Source organism: Candidatus Desulfofervidus auxilii (genome assembly GCF_001577525.1).
In the GTDB taxonomy this organism is placed as follows: domain Bacteria; phylum Desulfobacterota; class Desulfofervidia; order Desulfofervidales; family Desulfofervidaceae; genus Desulfofervidus; species Desulfofervidus auxilii.
This window is the reverse complement of record NZ_CP013015.1, coordinates 562,258-579,609: the sequence shown is the minus strand read 5'-3', so window position 1 is coordinate 579,609 and position 17,352 is coordinate 562,258. Positions and strand designations below refer to the sequence as shown.

17 protein-coding genes and 1 pseudogene are annotated in these 17,352 nt (G+C 38.0%); 13 read left to right on the top strand and 5 right to left on the bottom strand.

The genetic code is table 11. The annotated features are described in order from the left end of the window. Nucleotides 1-18: 18 nt before the first annotated feature. The 8 genes and pseudogenes from HS1_RS14115 to gatB all read left to right on the top strand — a co-directional run. Nucleotides 19-251: pseudogene (locus HS1_RS14115) on the top strand (hypothetical protein); the annotation flags it as partial. Between the two features lies 1 nt (nucleotide 252). After that, on the top strand, nucleotides 253-567 hold a 315-nt coding region (locus HS1_RS13560; RefSeq protein WP_245669979.1), incomplete at its 5' end, for a transposase. A 598-nt stretch (nucleotides 568-1,165) separates the two neighbouring features. Beyond that, nucleotides 1,166-2,896: an aldehyde ferredoxin oxidoreductase family protein gene (locus HS1_RS03035; protein ID WP_066060769.1), complete on the top strand. Its 1,731-nt coding sequence runs from the start codon at nucleotides 1,166-1,168 to the stop codon at nucleotides 2,894-2,896. Further along, complete coding sequence (gene yrfG / locus HS1_RS03030) at nucleotides 2,893-3,573, top strand: GMP/IMP nucleotidase (RefSeq protein ID WP_066060767.1); 681 nt, start codon at nucleotides 2,893-2,895, stop codon at nucleotides 3,571-3,573. Before HS1_RS03035 ends, yrfG begins: the two co-directional genes overlap by 4 nt. Then, a complete protein-coding gene (gene aroQ, locus HS1_RS03025) occupies nucleotides 3,570-4,028 on the top strand; it encodes a type II 3-dehydroquinate dehydratase (protein ID WP_066060765.1) in 459 nt (152 codons plus the stop codon). Before yrfG ends, aroQ begins: the two co-directional genes overlap by 4 nt. Before the next feature lie 2 nt (nucleotides 4,029-4,030). Further along, nucleotides 4,031-4,594 (top strand): elongation factor P, encoded by a 564-nt coding sequence (gene efp, locus HS1_RS03020; protein WP_066060763.1) that lies wholly within the window; start codon nucleotides 4,031-4,033, stop codon nucleotides 4,592-4,594. Nucleotides 4,595-4,683: 89 nt separating this feature from the next. Further along, on the top strand, nucleotides 4,684-6,720 hold the full coding sequence (gene fusA, locus HS1_RS03015; protein WP_066066425.1) for an elongation factor G: 2,037 nt from the start codon (nucleotides 4,684-4,686) through the stop codon (nucleotides 6,718-6,720). A 9-nt stretch (nucleotides 6,721-6,729) separates the two neighbouring features. Beyond that, entirely contained in the window at nucleotides 6,730-8,160 is a 1,431-nt protein-coding gene (gene gatB / locus HS1_RS03010; RefSeq protein WP_066060761.1) for an Asp-tRNA(Asn)/Glu-tRNA(Gln) amidotransferase subunit GatB, read from the top strand. A 52-nt stretch (nucleotides 8,161-8,212) separates the two neighbouring features. Here gatB and truA read toward each other — a convergent pair whose 3' ends face one another. The 4 genes from truA to rplM are packed head-to-tail and all read right to left on the bottom strand — an operon-like array spanning nucleotide 8,213 to nucleotide 10,907. Then, nucleotides 8,213-9,019, bottom strand: a complete 807-nt coding sequence (gene truA / locus HS1_RS03005; RefSeq protein ID WP_066060760.1) for a tRNA pseudouridine(38-40) synthase TruA — start codon at nucleotides 9,017-9,019, stop codon at nucleotides 8,213-8,215. 1 nt (nucleotide 9,020) lies between these two features. After that, entirely contained in the window at nucleotides 9,021-10,058 is a 1,038-nt protein-coding gene (gene argC / locus HS1_RS03000; protein WP_066066424.1) for an N-acetyl-gamma-glutamyl-phosphate reductase, read from the bottom strand. A 15-nt stretch (nucleotides 10,059-10,073) separates the two neighbouring features. Then, nucleotides 10,074-10,463, bottom strand: coding sequence for a 30S ribosomal protein S9 (rpsI, locus tag HS1_RS02995; RefSeq protein WP_066060758.1), 390 nt, complete (start codon nucleotides 10,461-10,463; stop codon nucleotides 10,074-10,076). A 12-nt stretch (nucleotides 10,464-10,475) separates the two neighbouring features. Next, nucleotides 10,476-10,907: a 50S ribosomal protein L13 gene (rplM, locus tag HS1_RS02990; RefSeq protein WP_066060756.1), complete on the bottom strand. Its 432-nt coding sequence runs from the start codon at nucleotides 10,905-10,907 to the stop codon at nucleotides 10,476-10,478. Between the two features lie 828 nt (nucleotides 10,908-11,735). Between rplM and HS1_RS02985 the strand changes: the two genes are divergently transcribed. From HS1_RS02985 to HS1_RS02965, 5 genes are all read left to right on the top strand, one after another. Beyond that, entirely contained in the window at nucleotides 11,736-12,764 is a 1,029-nt protein-coding gene (locus tag HS1_RS02985; protein WP_066060755.1) for a zinc-dependent alcohol dehydrogenase family protein, read from the top strand. Nucleotides 12,765-13,199: 435 nt separating this feature from the next. Beyond that, nucleotides 13,200-14,321 carry a cysteine desulfurase family protein gene (locus HS1_RS02980; RefSeq protein ID WP_066060754.1) on the top strand — a complete coding sequence of 374 codons (1,122 nt, stop codon included), beginning with the start codon at nucleotides 13,200-13,202 and terminating at the stop codon, nucleotides 14,319-14,321. A gap of 19 nt (nucleotides 14,322-14,340) precedes the next feature. After that, nucleotides 14,341-15,279, top strand: coding sequence for a universal stress protein (locus tag HS1_RS02975; RefSeq protein ID WP_066060752.1), 939 nt, complete (start codon nucleotides 14,341-14,343; stop codon nucleotides 15,277-15,279). Between the two features lie 3 nt (nucleotides 15,280-15,282). Next, complete coding sequence (locus HS1_RS02970) at nucleotides 15,283-16,092, top strand: sugar phosphate isomerase/epimerase family protein (protein ID WP_066060750.1); 810 nt, start codon at nucleotides 15,283-15,285, stop codon at nucleotides 16,090-16,092. Continuing rightward, the gene (locus HS1_RS02965) at nucleotides 16,089-16,505 is read left to right on the top strand and encodes an archease (protein WP_066060748.1); all 417 of its coding nucleotides are present in this window, start codon (nucleotides 16,089-16,091) and stop codon (nucleotides 16,503-16,505) included. The genes HS1_RS02970 and HS1_RS02965 overlap by 4 nt, the downstream gene beginning before the upstream one ends. On the opposite strand, the gene HS1_RS02960 is transcribed toward HS1_RS02965, so the two are convergent. Beyond that, entirely contained in the window at nucleotides 16,489-17,220 is a 732-nt protein-coding gene (locus HS1_RS02960; protein WP_066060746.1) for a YkgJ family cysteine cluster protein, read from the bottom strand. The genes HS1_RS02965 and HS1_RS02960 overlap by 17 nt on opposite strands. Between the last annotated feature and the right edge of the window lie 132 nt (nucleotides 17,221-17,352).

The window sequence follows — 17,352 nt, the reverse complement described above, 5'->3', positions numbered from 1 at the left end:
AAAAAACAGGCCTCTTTAATGTTAGAAAGTCTTCGCAACACAAAATACGTCGAAGAACTGGCAGATATATACAAAACGATTATATCATCTCATTCTCGGCGTATTTTAGAACTAAAAGAGGAGATTGAGATGTTGGATAAGAAGCTGGAAAAGCTAGGAGAAAAGAGTTCTGAGGTCAAGCGTTTAAAAAGTATCTCAGGAGTAGGAACAAAGCTTTCAAGCAGATTGGTCGGAGAAATTGGAGATATCAANAGATTTAAAAACGAGAGGCAACTTGCGATCTATTGTGGTGTAGCCTGTATAGATGATGAGTCTGGTAAACACAAAAGGACAAGAGTTGTATATAAGGCTAATAAGATATGTAAAGCAACTATGATTGAAATTGCGGGCTGCACAATTCGGTATGTTTCAGAATCCGCTACTTACTATGCTAAAAAACGGACTGAAGGGAAAGAGCATAACCATGCCTTGCGCTGCCTTGCTAGACAATTGATAAAAGTTATTTTTAAGATGTTAAAAGAAGATCGAGACTATATCTTAAAGGAGGAAATGGAGAAGGCTGCTTAAAAAATATTTCCATTTTTTACTTGACTTTTTAAATGGAAAGTTCAAACCTACAAAATACAGTTAAGAAAATAGAAAACGGAAAACAGAAATTCCCATTTCCCAATTCTAACATGTAAACGTGTCAATGTGTAAACGTGTTAACGCGCATAAAGAAGGAAAAGAAGGAAAGGGAAACGGGAAACAGAAAATAGAAAATAGAAATTCCCAATTCCCAGTTCCAACGTGTTAACTTGCAAACTTTCTAACTTACAACTTTGTAATGCCAAACCTTGATAAGCTAGGCGTCAAATTAAACAACTTCATTGCCTCAATCAAAAAGAAAACTAGAATTGACTAGAGACTAAGCACCACGCACTAAGGACGTCTCATCGTGCAAACGTGTAAACGTGCTAACGTTCCAATTTGACAGAAGGCGATTTTGCATTTTTCAATTCGCATTCTGCATTGAGCCATCCTGCCTGTCGGCAGACAGGTGCGCTTATCATTTGGATCTCCGTTAAAATTACTTTGACGAAGTCCTGGTCTTTACCTGGGATGTCCTTGACCACCCAAAAGGAATTATGATAGATTGATTAAAATTTATAAAAGGGAGATTAAGATGGAAAGTATTTTGCGTGTAAATATGAGGGGATTAAAGGTGCAAAAAGAACAGATTTCAGAAAGTTACACTCAATATGGTGGAAGAGGCCTTTCTTCTTTTATTTTAAAAGAAGAAGTCTCTCCTGTTTGTCATCCATTAGATAGGCATAACAAACTTATTTTTGCCCCTGGCCTCTTAGGAGGCACCATGGCCCCAAATTCGGGACGGTTATCCATAGGAGCCAAAAGTCCTCTTACTGGAACTATAAAAGAAAGCAATGCTGGAGGGGAGGCGGGAAGATACTTGGGTAAATTGGAGATAAAGGGCATTATTGTGGAAGAAATACCTTCAGATGATAGGCTTTATTGTCTTTATATAAATAAAGACAAGGCAGAACTGTTGTCAGCAGATGAATTGAAAGGATTGGGTAATTATGAAGCGGTAGCCAGTCTCCGGAAAAAATTTGGTAATAAAATAGCTATTATATCTATCGGCCAGGCAGGAGAAATGAAATTAAATACCGCCACCATAGCCGTGACAGATATGGAAGGCCGTCCTACTCGTCATGCTGGTCGTGGTGGTTTAGGTGCAGTTATGGGTAGTAAGGGACTTAAGGCCATTGTGATTGATATTACAGGGGCAGAAGAACCAGAATATGCAGATAAAGAGGCGTTTAAAAAAATTACCCGCCGCTTTAACCAAGCTTTACAAAAACACCCTGTTACTGGTCAAGGATTGCCTAGGTACGGCACTAATATACTAATGAAGATAATTGATGATGCAGGTGCTTTGCCTACACGATATTTCCAAATGGGACAATTTGAGGAAGTAGAGGCAGTTAGTGGGGAAAAACAATATGAAATCATTAAGGCTAGAGGAGGCAAAATTGGCCATCCCTGCCATAAAGGCTGTGTAATTAGGTGTTCTCGCATCTATCCAGATAAGAATGGCCAATACCTTACCAAAGGTCCAGAGTATGAAACTATTTGGGCAAATGGTCCCAACTTGGGTATTAATGATTTAGATGCCATTGCTCAAATAGATAGATTGTCAGATGATTATGGAGTGGATAACATTGAGGTAGGAAATGCTATTGGTATAGCCATGAAGGCAGGTGTGATTTCCTTTGGCGATGCTCAAGGTGCTATTGATTTGTATCACCAAATAGCCAAAGGCACACCCTTAGGTAGAATTATTGGCAGTGGTGCAGTAACTACCGCACAAATATTTGGAATAGCCAGGGTAGCAGCCGTAAAAGGGCAATCATTACCTGCTTATGACCCTCGGGCTGTAAAGGGAATAGGAGTTACTTATGCTACTTCTCCTATGGGGGCAGACCATACTGCTGGTTACACCATAGCCACTAATATTTTGGGTTTAGGAGGTAAGATTGCTCCCTTAACTAAAGAGGGACAAGTAGCCTTATCTAAGAAAATGCAAGTAATTACCGCTGCCCTAGACTGCACTGGACTTTGTCTCTTCTGTGCTTTAATGATGGCTGATGAGCCTAAATCTTGGGATGATTTGATAGAAATGATTAATGCTAGATATGGCTGGCAATGGACAACCCATGACTTTTTTGTCTTAGGCGAAAGGGTGTTAAAGATAGAAAGAGAGTTTAATTTAAAGGCAGGTTTCACCCCTATAGATGACCGTCTTCCTGAGTTCTTTTATGAAGAGCCATTGCCACCTCATAACTCTGTTTTTGATATTCCTGACGAAGAAATGCAATCTGTATTTGAACTATGAAGGGAAATCATAAGATATTTTGGGATGATATTGAATGGGTACTTTTAGATTTGGATGGCACCCTTTTAGATAAATATTTTGATGATTATTTTTGGGAAACCTTAGTGCCTGAAAAATATGCCCAGAAATATGGGCTCAGTTTTCAAGAGGCAAAGGAAAAAGTCGTGGCCTTATATCAAAGGGAAGAAGGCACTTTAAATTGGACAGATTTAGATTTTTGGTCAAAAAAATTAGCGTTAGACCTTCCTGCCTTAAAAAAACAAATAGCCCATTTGATAGATACTCATCCCTATGTAGTGGATTTTTTAAAATTTCTAAAACAAATGGGTAAAAAGGTATTTTTAGTGACCAATGCCCATTATGAATCTCTTAATCTAAAATTAAAACATACGCAATTGGGTTTATATTTTGATGGAGTGATTTGTGCCTTTGACATTGGCTTATCAAAAGAAGACAAAAGATTTTGGAGGAGACTTCAAGAAAAACTTAAATTTGACCCCTCACATACTTTATTTATAGACGATAGTGAAGCACCTCTTTTGGCTGCTAAAGAGATAGGAATTAAATATTTATTTTTTAAAACCCAGGCTAGCTCTAAGTCTTCACCTAAGTTACCTATTAACAATTTTTCTAAAATAGAGTATTTTAAAGAACTAATAGAGGGGATTGAAAAATGAAAATTCATATTTTGGTAATACATGGACCAAACCTCAACTTGTTAGGACAAAGAGAGACTTCAGTTTATGGCACAGATTCTCTAGAGAAGATCAATACCTTAATTGAAAAGGAGGCAGAGGAACACGGATTTGAAGTAAGCACCTTCCAATCCAACTACGAGGGGGCATTGGTGGAGGCTATACAGGAAGCAAGGGGGAAATATGATTTTATCATTATTAATCCTGCTGCCTACACTCATACCAGTGTGGCCTTAAGAGATGCTATTCTAGCAGTAAATATTCCCACTATAGAGGTGCATCTTTCTAATATTTATAAACGGGAAAAATTTAGACATAAGTCATATATTAGCGGGGTGGCTATAGGGCAGATTTGCGGATTTGGAGTCCAAAGTTATTTATTGGCCATTAAGGCAATAGCTGAGATAATCAAGCAGAAAAAAGAAACGGAGGAATAACAGTGTATACCACCAGTGATATTAGAAGGGGACTTAAAATCGAGTTTAAAGGAGAGCCTTATGAAGTAATAGAGTTTCTCCATGTGAAACCAGGCAAAGGACAAGCCTTTGTGCGAACAAAGTTGAAAAATTTAATCACTGGAGCAGTTTTAGAACATAATTTCCGCACTAGTGACCGGATTCCCCGTCCCAGTTTAGAAGAAAGGGAGATGCAATTTTTATATAAAGAAGATGAGCATTATTGTTTTATGGATTTAGAAACTTATGACCAAATATTTTTAGATGCGGAACAGATAGAAAAAAGAAATTTTCTTAAAGAAAATACCATAGTAAAAATGCTTTTTTTCAATGAAAAACCAGTGGGAGTTGAATTACCAAATACAGTGGATTTAGAAGTGGTAAAAACAGAACCTGGAGTAAGGGGGGATACTGCTACTGGAGGTAGCAAGCCTGCTACTTTGGAAACCGGGGCAGTAATTCAAGTCCCTTTATTCATTAATGAAGGAGACATAGTGCGGGTGGACACTCGCACTAGTGAATATATAGAAAGGGTTTTAAGTAAGTAAAGGGGGTTCTCAAGCGATTGAGCAGGTTTTAACCTGCCTTTTTATTTTTCTCCTTGACCGTAGGAAAGAAAGTCTTTATAAAAGAAACCATGCCATTCCCAAGGTATGACATCCGAAAGGTCCGAAATATTGGCATAATTGCCCATATTGATGCAGGTAAGACTACTATTACTGAACGTATCCTTTATTATACTGGGAAATCACACAAAATTGGAGAGGTGCATAATGGTGAGGCAGTGATGGATTGGATGCCAGAGGAAAAAGAACGCGGGATCACTATTACTTCGGCAGTGACTACTTGTTATTGGCAGGGGCATGAAATTCACATCATTGACACCCCAGGTCATGTAGACTTTACTATGGAAGTAGACCGTTCTTTAAGGGTATTAGATGGAGCTATTGGTGTATTCTGTGCGGTAGGTGGTGTGGAACCGCAATCAGAAACCGTTTGGCACCAAGCAGATAGATACCAGGTACCCAAAATTGCCTTTATTAATAAAATGGACCGAATAGGGGCAGACTTTTTTGGCACTGTGAAACAGATGATAGATAAATTAGGCGCTAATCCCCTAATTTTACAACTACCTCTGGGAAAAGAACAAGATTTTAAGGGAGTGATTGACCTATTACAAATGAAGACCATTATATGGCACCAGGAGACTTTGGGAGCTACTTATGATGTAATAGACATCCCAGAAGGACACCAAAAAGAGGCTTTCCTATATAGAGAAATGCTTTTGGAAAAACTGGCAGAAATAGATGAAGAAATCATGGATGCTTACTTAAATGAGATTCCTATTCCTCTGCCAAAACTTAAACAAGTTATCCGTATTGCTACCTTACAGCTTCAATTCCTGCCTGTTCTTTGCGGTGCAGCTCTGAAAAATATGGGGATTCAGCCTCTTTTAGATGCGGTAGTAAATTACTTACCTAGTCCAATGGATATACCACCTATAAAGGGAGATAATGCCCATACAGGTAAGGCAGAAACCCGTGCTGCGGATGAGAAGTCTCCTTTTTGTGGCTTGGTGTTTAAGACCATGCTAGACCAGGGAAGAAAATTTAGCTTGGTGAGGGTTTATTCTGGAAAGGTAAAGGTGGGTGATGTGGTCTACAATCCCCGCAAAGCTGTGCGAGAAAGGATTGCTCGTATTTTTAGGCTACATGCGGATAAAAAAGAAAGATTAGATGAGGTAAAAGCAGGTGACATTGTAGCCTTTGCCGGATTGAAACATGCTGCCACAGGTGATACTCTGTGTGAAGAAGCTCATCCTATTATTCTTGAACCTATGAGTCTTTACAAACCTGTAATTTCTGTTGCTTTAGAGGCTAAGACAAAACAAGATGCAGAAAAAGCGGCCTTTGGCCTTCAAAAATTAGCCGAAGAAGACCCTACTTTTCAAATAAAAACAGATGAAGACACAGGAGAGACTATCATTTCAGGTATGGGAGAACTACATTTGGAGGTAATCATATCTCGTTTGGAGAGGGAATTCCATGCCCAAGTGAATACAGGAACCCCTCAAGTGGTCTATCGGGAAACCATTACCCAGGAATCAGAAGTAGAAAAATGTTTTAAAAAAGAAATGGGGCCACATATTCATTTTGGCCATGTTAAAATAAAAGTAAGACCTTTAGAAAGAGGAACGGGCATAAAGTTTAAACGCACCCTTTCTGAAACAGAGATCCCATCAACATTTTGGCCTGTTATAGAAGAATCATTGCAAAATGTGTTACATCAAGGGGTAATTGCAGGTTATCCTATGATAGATATAGAAGTAGAGTTATGTGGAGGAAGCACAGAAGAGCATGCTACTGAATTGGGATATCGCATTGCAGCGGCTCAGGCCTTAAAAGAAGCCTGTAAAAATGCTATGCCCATTTTGCTTGAGCCTCTGATGAAGTTGGAAGTGGTATTGCCAGATGAATATGTGGGGGAGGTCATAGGGGATATCAACAGCCGTAAGGGACAAATAGAAATTATTGAGAAAAGGGGAAAAGTGACTGTAATTACAGCTATTGTTCCCCTTTCCCAAATGTTTGGTTATTCTACTGTGTTACGTTCTATGACCCAGGGACGGGGGATATTTACCATGCAATTTTTGCGGTTTGATAAAATAGAATGAGGGATAATTATGTCATATGAAGCTGTTATCGGACTGGAAGTTCATGCCCAGCTTTTGACAGAGAGTAAAATTTTCTGCAGTTGTTCTACTAAATTTGGGGCATTACCCAATTCTCATGTCTGTCCAGTGTGTATGGGAATGCCTGGGGTATTACCAGTATTAAACAAAAAAGTAGTAGAATTTGCTTTAAAGATGGCCTTGGCTACACACTGTCGCATCAATACCTATAGTGTGTTTGCCAGAAAAAATTACTTTTATCCTGATTTGCCCAAGGGTTATCAGATTTCTCAATATGAACATCCCTTGGCAGAAGAGGGATGGGTGGAGATAGAAGTGAATGGTTACAAAAAACAAATTGGAATTATCAGGATTCACATGGAAGAAGATGCAGGTAAACTTATGCATGACCCCCATAAACCCATAAGTTATGTAGATTTTAATCGCACCGGTGTGCCTTTAATTGAGATTGTGAGTAAACCAGATATTCGCACACCAGAAGAGGGAGTGGCCTACTTAAAAAAATTGCGTAGTATTTTGCGTTATTTAGAAATATGCGATGGCAATATGGAAGAAGGTAGTTTTAGATGTGATGCCAATATTTCTTTAAGATTAGTAAATACTGAAAAATTTGGAGTGAGGACAGAATTAAAAAACATGAACTCCTTTAAACATGTGCAGCGGGCATTGACTTATGAAATTGAGCGTCAACGCTCTATTTTGGAGCAAGGGGGAAAAGTTATTCAAGAAACCCGTTTATGGGATGAGAATAAAGGAATAACTCGTTCCATGAGGGGAAAAGAGGAAGCTCATGATTACCGCTATTTCCCGGATCCCGATTTAATGCCAGTGGTGATAGATAAAGATTGGATAGAGGAAATAAGAAAAACTCTTCCAGAGCTGCCGGATGTCAAAAAACAAAGGTTTAAACAGGTATATGGACTTCCTGAATATGATGCTGAAGTGCTTACTTCAGAAAAGGACTTGGCCGAATACTTTGAAAGAGTGGTGAAATGGGGTAGTGAGGCCAAGCTGGCCAGTAACTGGGTGATGTCTGAGGTCTTAAGAAAACTAAATGAGGAAAAACGTGAGATTCAAGAATGTCCAGTGAAACCAAAAGACCTAGCGGAATTGCTGCAGTTGGTCCAAAAGGGCACCATCAGTGGTAAGATTGCCAAGACTGTTTTTGAAGAAATGTATGCTAGCGGAAAGCCTGCCTCTCAGATTGTAAAAGAAAAAGGTTTAATCCAGATTACAGACCAAGCCGTTTTGCAAGAAATTGCCCAAAAAATTATAGAATCTTATCCCAAAGAAGTAGAACAATATAAAGCCGGAAAAGAAAAATTACTGGGATTTTTTGTAGGTCAGATGATGAAGCAAACCAAAGGGAAAGCCAATCCCCAGTTGGTCAATAAGATTTTTAAGGAATTGTTACAGAAATAAGTTTAATTTCTGAATACATCCTTTACTTGTTGCTGCAGGAGAGTGGTAAAATTCAGTATTTTACTTCTTTTAAAAACAATCCTTTAGCTGGGGCGTTGATGCCAGCTAATTTTCTGTCTTGGGAGGCCAAAATAGACTTTATTTCCTGTTTTTTTCTTTTATGAAGGCCAATTTCTACCAAAGTGCCCACTATATTACGAGCCATGTGTCTTAGAAAGCCATCTGCCTCTATTTCTATAATAATAAATGGTCCCTTCTCTTTTATTTCTAAATGAAAAATATTCCGAATAGTGTTTTTAATGTCACTGCCACTAGCCATAAAGGCAGCAAAATTGTGTTCTCCTATTAAGGAACGGCTTGTTTCCTGCATGGCAGCAATATCTAAAGTTTTTCTTATTTGCCAAGTATAATCTTTTAAAAAAGGTGAAGCCTGTTTTGCATTTAAGATAAAATAAGCATATGTTTTACTCCTTACACAAAATTGGGCATCAAATTCAGTTTTTACTTCATCTGCATAAATAACTGCTATATCTTTTGGTAAAAGGCTATTCAGGGCCTGGAGAAATTTATTTGGTCTCAATGAGCTATGGGTAAAAAAATTTATAGTTTGCATAACGGCATGCACTCCAGCATCTGTGCGGCCAGAGGCCTTAACTTTAATAGTTTCATTAGTAAGGCGAGAGATACACTGTTCTACTATTCCCTGAATTGTAGGGCCAGAAGGTTGTTTCTGCCACCCTTGATAGGCAGTGCCTTTATATTGCAAAACACAGCGAATGTTTTTTAGGGGTGGACTATAGCTTATGGTGTAACTATCAGGAAAAGGCAATTTAGGAAATAGCAAAGATAAAAATGACATCTCAAGGAAATACTGGTAATGTCTTTAATCCCATTTCTTCTGGAAAATGAAGCATTAAATTCATATTTTGGATAGCTTGGGTAGAAGCCCCCTTGGCTAAATTGTCTATGGCTGCCATAATCACTATTGTAGATGATTTTTTATCCACTTTTACTCCAAGCTGGCAAATGTTTGTTCCTCGCACATAAATGGTTTTTGGCACGTTCTCTGGAGGGAGGACTTCTATAAAGGGTTTGTTTTTATAGTAATCAGTCATTAAACGATGAGCAGTTTCACTGGTAATAGTCTTTATAAGTCGCGCATAAACAGTGGTAAACATACCCCTAGAAATGGGAATAAGATGGGGGACAAAGGTCACTTTTACTACTTTACCTGCCAACTGAGTTAATTCCTGTTCTATTTCCGGGGTATGACGGTGGTTACATACCTTATATGCTTCCATATTTTCGTTGACTTCACAAAAATGGGTAGCCAGCTTGGCCCCTCGACCTGCCCCGCTTACACCTGATTTGGCATCAATAATAATATTATTTAACTCAATAACTCCTTTAGATAAAAATGGGGCTAAGGCCAGGATGGCAGTAGTGGGATAACAACCTGGATTAGCTACCAAAGTAGCCCCTCTTATTTTTTCTGAATAAATTTCAGGCAAGCCATAAATTGCTAAAGGTAAAAGCTCTTTGGCCTTATGGGGACCATACCAAGTTTCATAAACACCAGGGTCTTTTAATCTAAAATCAGCACTTAAATCAATTACCTTTTTCCCCTTTTTTATGAAAAAAGATACCACCTCCATCGCCACTTGATGAGGGAGGGCAGTGAATACTACTTCAGTTTGTTTGGCTACTGTCTCCAAGTCTAAAGGAGAAAGAGTTAAATCCTGATATCCCTTCAAAAAAGGAAATAATACTGCTACTTTTTGTCCGGCAAATTGTCTCGAGGTAGCGATTGTAACTTCTGCTTTAGGGTGATATAAAAGGCATCTCAATAATTCTAGGCCCGTATAACCAGTTGCCCCGATAATGCCAACTTTGGTCAAGAGTATACCCAAAAATTAACGTTTAGAGAATTGGAAGCTTCTTCTGGCCCCTGCCAAGCCATATTTTTTTCTTTCTTTAATACGAGCATCACGGGTCAAAAGGCCTGCTTTTTTTAAAATAAGTCTTAGTTCTGGGTTAAAAGATACTAAGGCTTTGGCAATACCATGGCGAATAGCCTCGGCTTGGCCCGTTTTGCCACCCCCTTTTACACTAGCGATGGCATCTAGTTTGGTTAACATTTGAGTTAATTCTAGGGGTTGTCGAACAATCATTAAAGCCGTTTCTCTTTCAAAATATTCTTCATAGGGTTTTTTGTTTACAAAGATTTTCCCTGACCCTGGAGATAACCAGACCTTGGCAATAGCTGTTTTCCTTTTACCTGTGGCATAAAACCTTTCTGTCATTACATTCCACCTTTATTTAATTTCTAAGGGTATGGGTTTCTGCGCCTGATGAGGATGGTTAGAACCAACATAAACCTTCATTTTCTTAAACATTTTGCGTCCCAAGCGATTTTTGGGAAGCATTCTTCTTACTCCTAACTCAATGAGGCGCTCTGGCTTTTTTTCCCACATTTCCTTGGCCGTAAAACTCTTTAAACCTCCCATGTAACCAGAGTGGCGATAGTAAATCTTTTGTGTCCATTTTTTACCTGTAAGTTTAATTTTTTCAGCATTAATTACAATCACATAATCCCCAGTATCTACATGGGGAGTATAGATAGGTTTATGCTTACCCATTAATCTAAAGGCAATTTGAGAACACAAACGCCCTAAAGTCTTTCCTGCGGCATCTATTACATACCAATTCCGCTCCACATCTTCTTTTCTAAGGATGAAAGTTCGCACCTTGCCCTCCTGACAGTCCGTTTTATAATATAGAGAGATTGTATTGTCAAGTTATCAAGTTTTTAGGTGCAGGGCTACGTCAAAGTCAGACCATAAGTAGTTTAACAAAAAGAACAAACGTTTAAATATGGTCTAAAAAATCCAAATTTCAAAATCCAAATATCAATTGAAATCCAAATGTCTTAATGCCAAAACATTAAATCAGTGAGTAGTGAAATAGTGAGGGAATGAAATAGTCAAATGTAGTGGAATTGGGGTCTAACCTACAAAATACAGTTAAGAAAATAGAAAACGGAAAACAGAAATTCCCAGTTCCCAATTCTAACATGTAAACGTGTCAATGTGTAAACGTGTTAACGCGCATAAAGAAGGAAAAGAAGGAAAGGGAAACGGGAAACAGAAAATAGAAAATAGAAAATAGAAAATAGAAATTCCCAATTCCCATTTCCTAATTCCCAATTCCAACGTGCCAACTTGCTAACGTGCTAACGTGTAAACTTGCCAACTTTCCAACTTGCAACTTTGTAATGCCTCAATCAAAAAGAAGACTAGAATTGACTAGAGACTAAGGACTAAGGACTAGGGACTAAGGACTAAGCACGTCTCATCGTTCTAACCTGCTAACGTTCTAATTTAACAGAAGGCGATTTTGCATTTTTCAATTTGCATTCTGCATTGAGCCATCCTGCCTGTCGGCAGACAGGTGCGCTTAACATTTGGATCTCCGTTAAAATTACTTTGATGAAGTCCTATTTTTAGGTGGTTATTCTATTTACATAGAATACAGTACATGATACCAATATTTTATATCAGAAGAGGTAGAGTTTAATGAAAGCCATGGTTTTATCTAAAGTGGTATCCATGGATAGAAACAAAAATCCATTAAAGCTTGTGGATTTGCCTATTCCACAACCTAAAGGTAATGAAATCCTCATTAAGATTTGTGCCTGTGGTGTTTGCCATACAGAATTAGACGAAATTGAGGGTAGAACCCCACCTCCAAAATTTCCTGTTATTTTAGGTCATGAGATTGTTGGTAGAGTTGAAAAAATGGGTCCTGATGCTCATAGATATAAAATTGGCGATAGGGTAGGGGTGGGGTGGATATATTCTGCTTGTGGGGGTTGTGAGTATTGTCTTAAAGGGGAAGAAAATCTTTGTGAAAAATTTATGGCTACCGGTAGGGATAAAAATGGCGGATATGCTGAGTATATGACTATATCAGAGGATTTTGCTTATAAAATTCCAGATATTTTTTCTGATACCGAAGCTGCCCCTCTTTTGTGTGCAGGCAGCATTGGTTATCGGTCTTTGCGATTGACAGAGATAAAAGATGGACAAAGATTAGGACTTACCGGATTTGGGGCTTCTGGGCATCTAGTGCTTAAAATGGTGAGGTATAAGTATCCCCAGGTAGAAATTTATGTGTTTGCCCGAAATAAAAAGCAGAGAGAGTTTGCCTTAGATTTGGGTGCTGTTTGGGCAGGGGAGATAGAGGCTTATTCACCTGAAAAATTGGATTGGATAATTGATACTACTCCGGTATGGAAACCAGTAGTAGAGGCCTTAAAGAATTTAAAAAGGGGAGGACGACTGGTAATTAATGCTATTCGGAAAGAAGATATAGATAAAGAATACCTCCTCAAAATTGATTACCAAAAACACCTATGGATGGAAAAGGAAATAAAATCTGTGGCCAATGTTACCCGAAAAGACATTAGGGAATTCTTGCGTCTAGCATCTGAAATACCTATAAAGCCAGTCATCCAGGAGTATAAATTGGAGGAGGCCAATCAGGCCTTATATGAGTTAAAAACAGGGAAAATTCTGGGAGCAAAGGTATTGGTGATAGAATGATACTTGATTATATCAATATGAAAGGTTTCTAGGAAGCTTTAACAAAAAGACTATTAAACCTAGGTGCAAGGGAGGCAATATAAGCAAAGGAAAGGGCAAAGCCAAATTGTTGATAACTTTAAAATGACAGGGATAAAAGCTTGGCAAAAACCGGGGAGTTGGACTGCCGTTTTTTCTCCCAAGTTTCAAAATCTTTAAGGACTCCTTCCTTATAACCTTTGGTGTTTGTTGTTTCACCTTTTAGGTGACAGTGATAAAAGTAGAGTTGGTGAAAGGAAAAAAGTTTTTTCTTTATTTTGCTACATTTATGGGTTTTACTTATCTTATAAAGTATTTTTATTCCGCAGCACAGGTTGACAAAACTTGATTGATTGACATAGTATGATGTATGGATGTTCCAAATTGAGTTCTTCAATTAGCTAAAAGGAGAAAATAATGATTTATCTAGATTACAATGCGACTACGCCTGTTTTCCCAGAGGTAAAAGAGGCCATTTTACCCTATTTTAATGAAGTATTTGGCAATCCAAGCTGTATTTATTCTTTAGGCAAGGAGGCAAAGGAGGCCATTGAAAAGGCCCGAGAACAAGTAGCCCATTTTATTCATGCCTCCCCAGAAGAGATTATTTTTACCAGTGGTGGCACTGAGAGTAACAATACAGTATTTAAAGGTGTCTTGTGGGCCTTAAGAGAGAAGGGCAGACATGTAATTACTACCCAAATAGAACATCCTTCTGTGGTGAATCCTGCTATGTTTATGACAGAATTGGGTTTTAAGATAAGTTTTGTCCCCCCAGATACAGAAGGGATTGTGAGAGCCGAGGAGGTTGAAAAGGCGATAAAAAAAGGCACTGTTTTAATTTCTATTATCCATGCCAATAATGAAACTGGAGTTATTCAGCCTATAGAAGATATTGCAAAAATAGCCAGAGAAAAGGGAATCTTTTTTCATACTGATGCTGCCCAAAGTTTGGGGAAAATTCCGGTAGATGTGGAAAGATTAGGAGTGGATTTATTAACTATAGCTGGTCACAAACTTTATGCCCCAAAGGGGATTGGTGCCCTTTATATGCGTAAAGGCACACCCTTTACCCCTCTCATTCATGGTTCGGGTCAGGAAAACAACCATAGGGCAGGCACAGAAAACGTCGCTTTTATTGTAGCTTTGGGGAAAGCATGTGATTTATTAAAGGAAAAACTAGAAAAGAAAGAAAACCTCCGTCTGGCTAAATTAAGGGATAAGCTTTGGCAATCTCTTTGTGAAAAATTAGAGGTAGTGCGTTTTGGCCACTCCAAACATTGTTTACCAAATACTGTATTTGTAGGTTTTAAGGGACTAAACGGGTGGGAAGTATTGAAAAAAGTGCCTGAAATTTGTGCCTCTACAGGGGCAGCCTGTCAAAGTGGAAAGGCAGGGATTTCAAATATTTTATTAGCCATGGGAGTGGCTCCTAGTGTGGCTAAAGGAGCTGTGCGGTTTAGCTTAGGATATCCCACTACAGAAAAGGAAATAGATGAGGCAGTCAACTTAATCACAGAGCGATTGAAATCGGTTTAATTTTTTAGGGGTTTTAAGAATGAAAAAAGAAAAGATAGAAAAAAGATTGTTGGTAGCGGTGGATGGTTCTCTTAATGCCCTTAAGGCCGTGGAATATATAGGGGCTATTTTTAAAGAAGACCCTGTTTTGAAAGTAAGCATAATCTATGTAATTCCCCCTTTACCTCCTATTCTTTATGAAACATCCGAAGAGCAGGAGCTAATTGACTGGCAAAGCTCTTATCGCTCAAAATTAGAGAAGAAATATAGACAACAGGCAGATGAGATTTTAGGGAAGGTAAAAAAAATGTTAAAAGATAGTGGTTGGACAGAAGGACAGTTTGAAGATATTGCTTTACCCGGACGTTCAGGTCCAGCCCCAGACCTTTTATTTTATGCGGAGCAGGGACTGTTTGATGCTTTGGTTATGGGAAGGCGAGGGAAAACTAAATGGGAAAAGATCATTATGGGTAGTGTTACCGACAAAATTATTCATGCCCAAAAGACGGTGCCTATATGGATAATTGCAGAACCTATTTTTTCTAAAAAAATACTTTTGGCCATAGATGGTTCCGAAAATGCCATGCGGGCAGTAGACCACGTGGGGTTTATCCTTTCTGGGAGGACAGATGTAGAAATAACGGTTTTTCATGTATTAGACTTAAAGCCATTTGTTATATTGGAAAAGCCTCCCCAAAAATGGCAAGAAATAGCGGAAAAAAAGATGGCTTCTTTTATGTCTCAGGCCCAAAATATGTTAATTGAAGCCGGTCTTCCTAAAGAAAAAATTAATTTAGTAATTAAGCCCAGTGATAAAGATGTGGCTCAAGAAATTATTGAGCATCAGAAAAAAGAAGCAATAGGCACTATAGCCATGGGGAGGAGAGGACTGTCTCGTTTAAAGGCCTTTTTCTTAGGCAGTGTTTCTACCAAGGTGCTTAATATGATAGAAGAAGGAGGGGTCTGGATAGTAGATTAAACCATGTTTACCCATTTTTTTGTCAATGTTCCTTATGATTTATTGGTAAAAAAATACCTTCCTTTGTTTGCCAAGCAGCTATTAAACCCAGAAATTTATTTTCCCCCAGAAATTTTAGACAAATGGCCTGAAGAAGAATTTAGGGCCTTAGCAAGGGAAATTGAACAGTTTAATTTAAAGACCACCTTTCATGCCCCTTTTTTTGACCTCTCTCTGGGTTCTATAGAACCCAAGGTAAGGAAGGCAACTCAAGAAAGATTAGAACAAACATTGGATTTAGTGGATTTTTTTCATCCCCTTTCTATAGTGGTGCACTTATCTTATGACCCTAGGGTCTATGATAATCGTCTTGAAGAATGGTTAGAAAATGCAGTTCAAACTTTGGAAAAGCTTATTCTTATTGCTGAAAGAAAAAAAGTATATCTCAATTTAGAAAATGTATTTGAGACCCAACCAGACATATTTTTAATGTTCCTAAAAAGACTTTCTTCTAACTATGTAGGCATTTGTTTTGATATTGGCCATATCTATGCCTTTACTCATACTACCCTTAAAGACTGGGAAGTAATTTTCCCTTTTATCAAACAACTCCACTTACATGATAATCATGGTCATAAAGATGAACACCTGGGTTTAGGAAGGGGGAATATTGATTTTCTCTCTCTTTTTTCTCTGTTAAAAAAATATAAACTATACCCTGTTCTTACTTTAGAACCCCATACTGAAGAAGCGTTTTGGCACTCCCTGGATTATTTGGATAAATTACCAAATGAAACAAAAAATTTTTTAAAGACTTGTCCGCGGCTAACATGAAACCATATGAATTGATCAAGCACACAGCAGATATAGGTATCAAGGTTTATGGTGAGGATAAAAAGAGCTTGTTTTTAAATGCGGCTCAGGCTTTTTTTGCTCTTATTACAGACCCAAACACCATAGTTCCTAAAAAAGAAGTTAATTTGGAAGTAGAAGGGGATGATTTAGAAGATTTATTTTTTAATTGGCTGGATGAATTATTGTTTCTTTTTGATACCAAAGGATTTGTGGGTCGGGAAGTAAGCATAGAAAAAATAGGGCAAAAGACAATCCTGGCCAAGATAAAAGGGGAGACATTTGACCCACAGAGGCATCCTTTAAATGCCTGTATAAAGGCCGTTACCTATCATGATTTTAAAGTCCAAAAAATCAATAATCATTTCCAGGCCCAAGTTATCTTTGACATCTAAGGGTAGGTTGGCCAAATAAGGCAAATTTGAGCCATTTAAAAGCCAATTGAAGAAGAGCCTCATCGTCTTTGGATATCTTTTTAATTTCCTTTTTAGTAAGTATAAATCTCTGTAAGAAACTGCTTTTTAATACAAATTCTTTAAAGGCATCTAAATTATAACAACTCATAAAAAACATTTTGGTTTCTTGAGTGGTTAAACCATGAGGACGAAATTTGGTCTTTAAAAAAATCAATTCCGAAAAATCTTTATTCATTTTTTGATATCCTTGTAACCCTTGTGATTCAATCCAATGAGCAACGGTCCAGGTCTTTTTTTCTTTAAAGCCGAGGCATTCGGGCTCTTTTAATAAAAAATAAACCCCTTCTTTTCTAGTGGCTGAAAAGGCGTGCCCTAAGGGATAAAGTCGGCAAACACTGGGACGATGGACATAGATTTGGCAACCATCATTTTCCAAAAAAGGGCATTTGCCCTTTATTTTTTTTAAGGCCACCATAGGAAGACCAATTTTTTCAGAAATTTTTATCTGGGTATATTTCTCTAAAAAATCCTCTGAAGACATATTTAATACCCTTTTTAAACACACTATATCGTAAGGAGTAAGGGAGATTTCCAAGCGCAAACAACACTGAGTAAAACAAGGAAGACCTTTATGACAGGAAAACTGAAACTTGTCTTTTAAACTTACTACCGGCCAATTCCCAATTTTTTTCATATCTCCATTATCAATAAACAATGGAAAAAGTCAATGTATTTCCAATCAGCTTGACAATATTGGTTTGTTCGGCTTAGTATAAGTTGAATGTTTGATTTAAAATATTCCAGATTGGGTTGTTCAAGCAGCTCA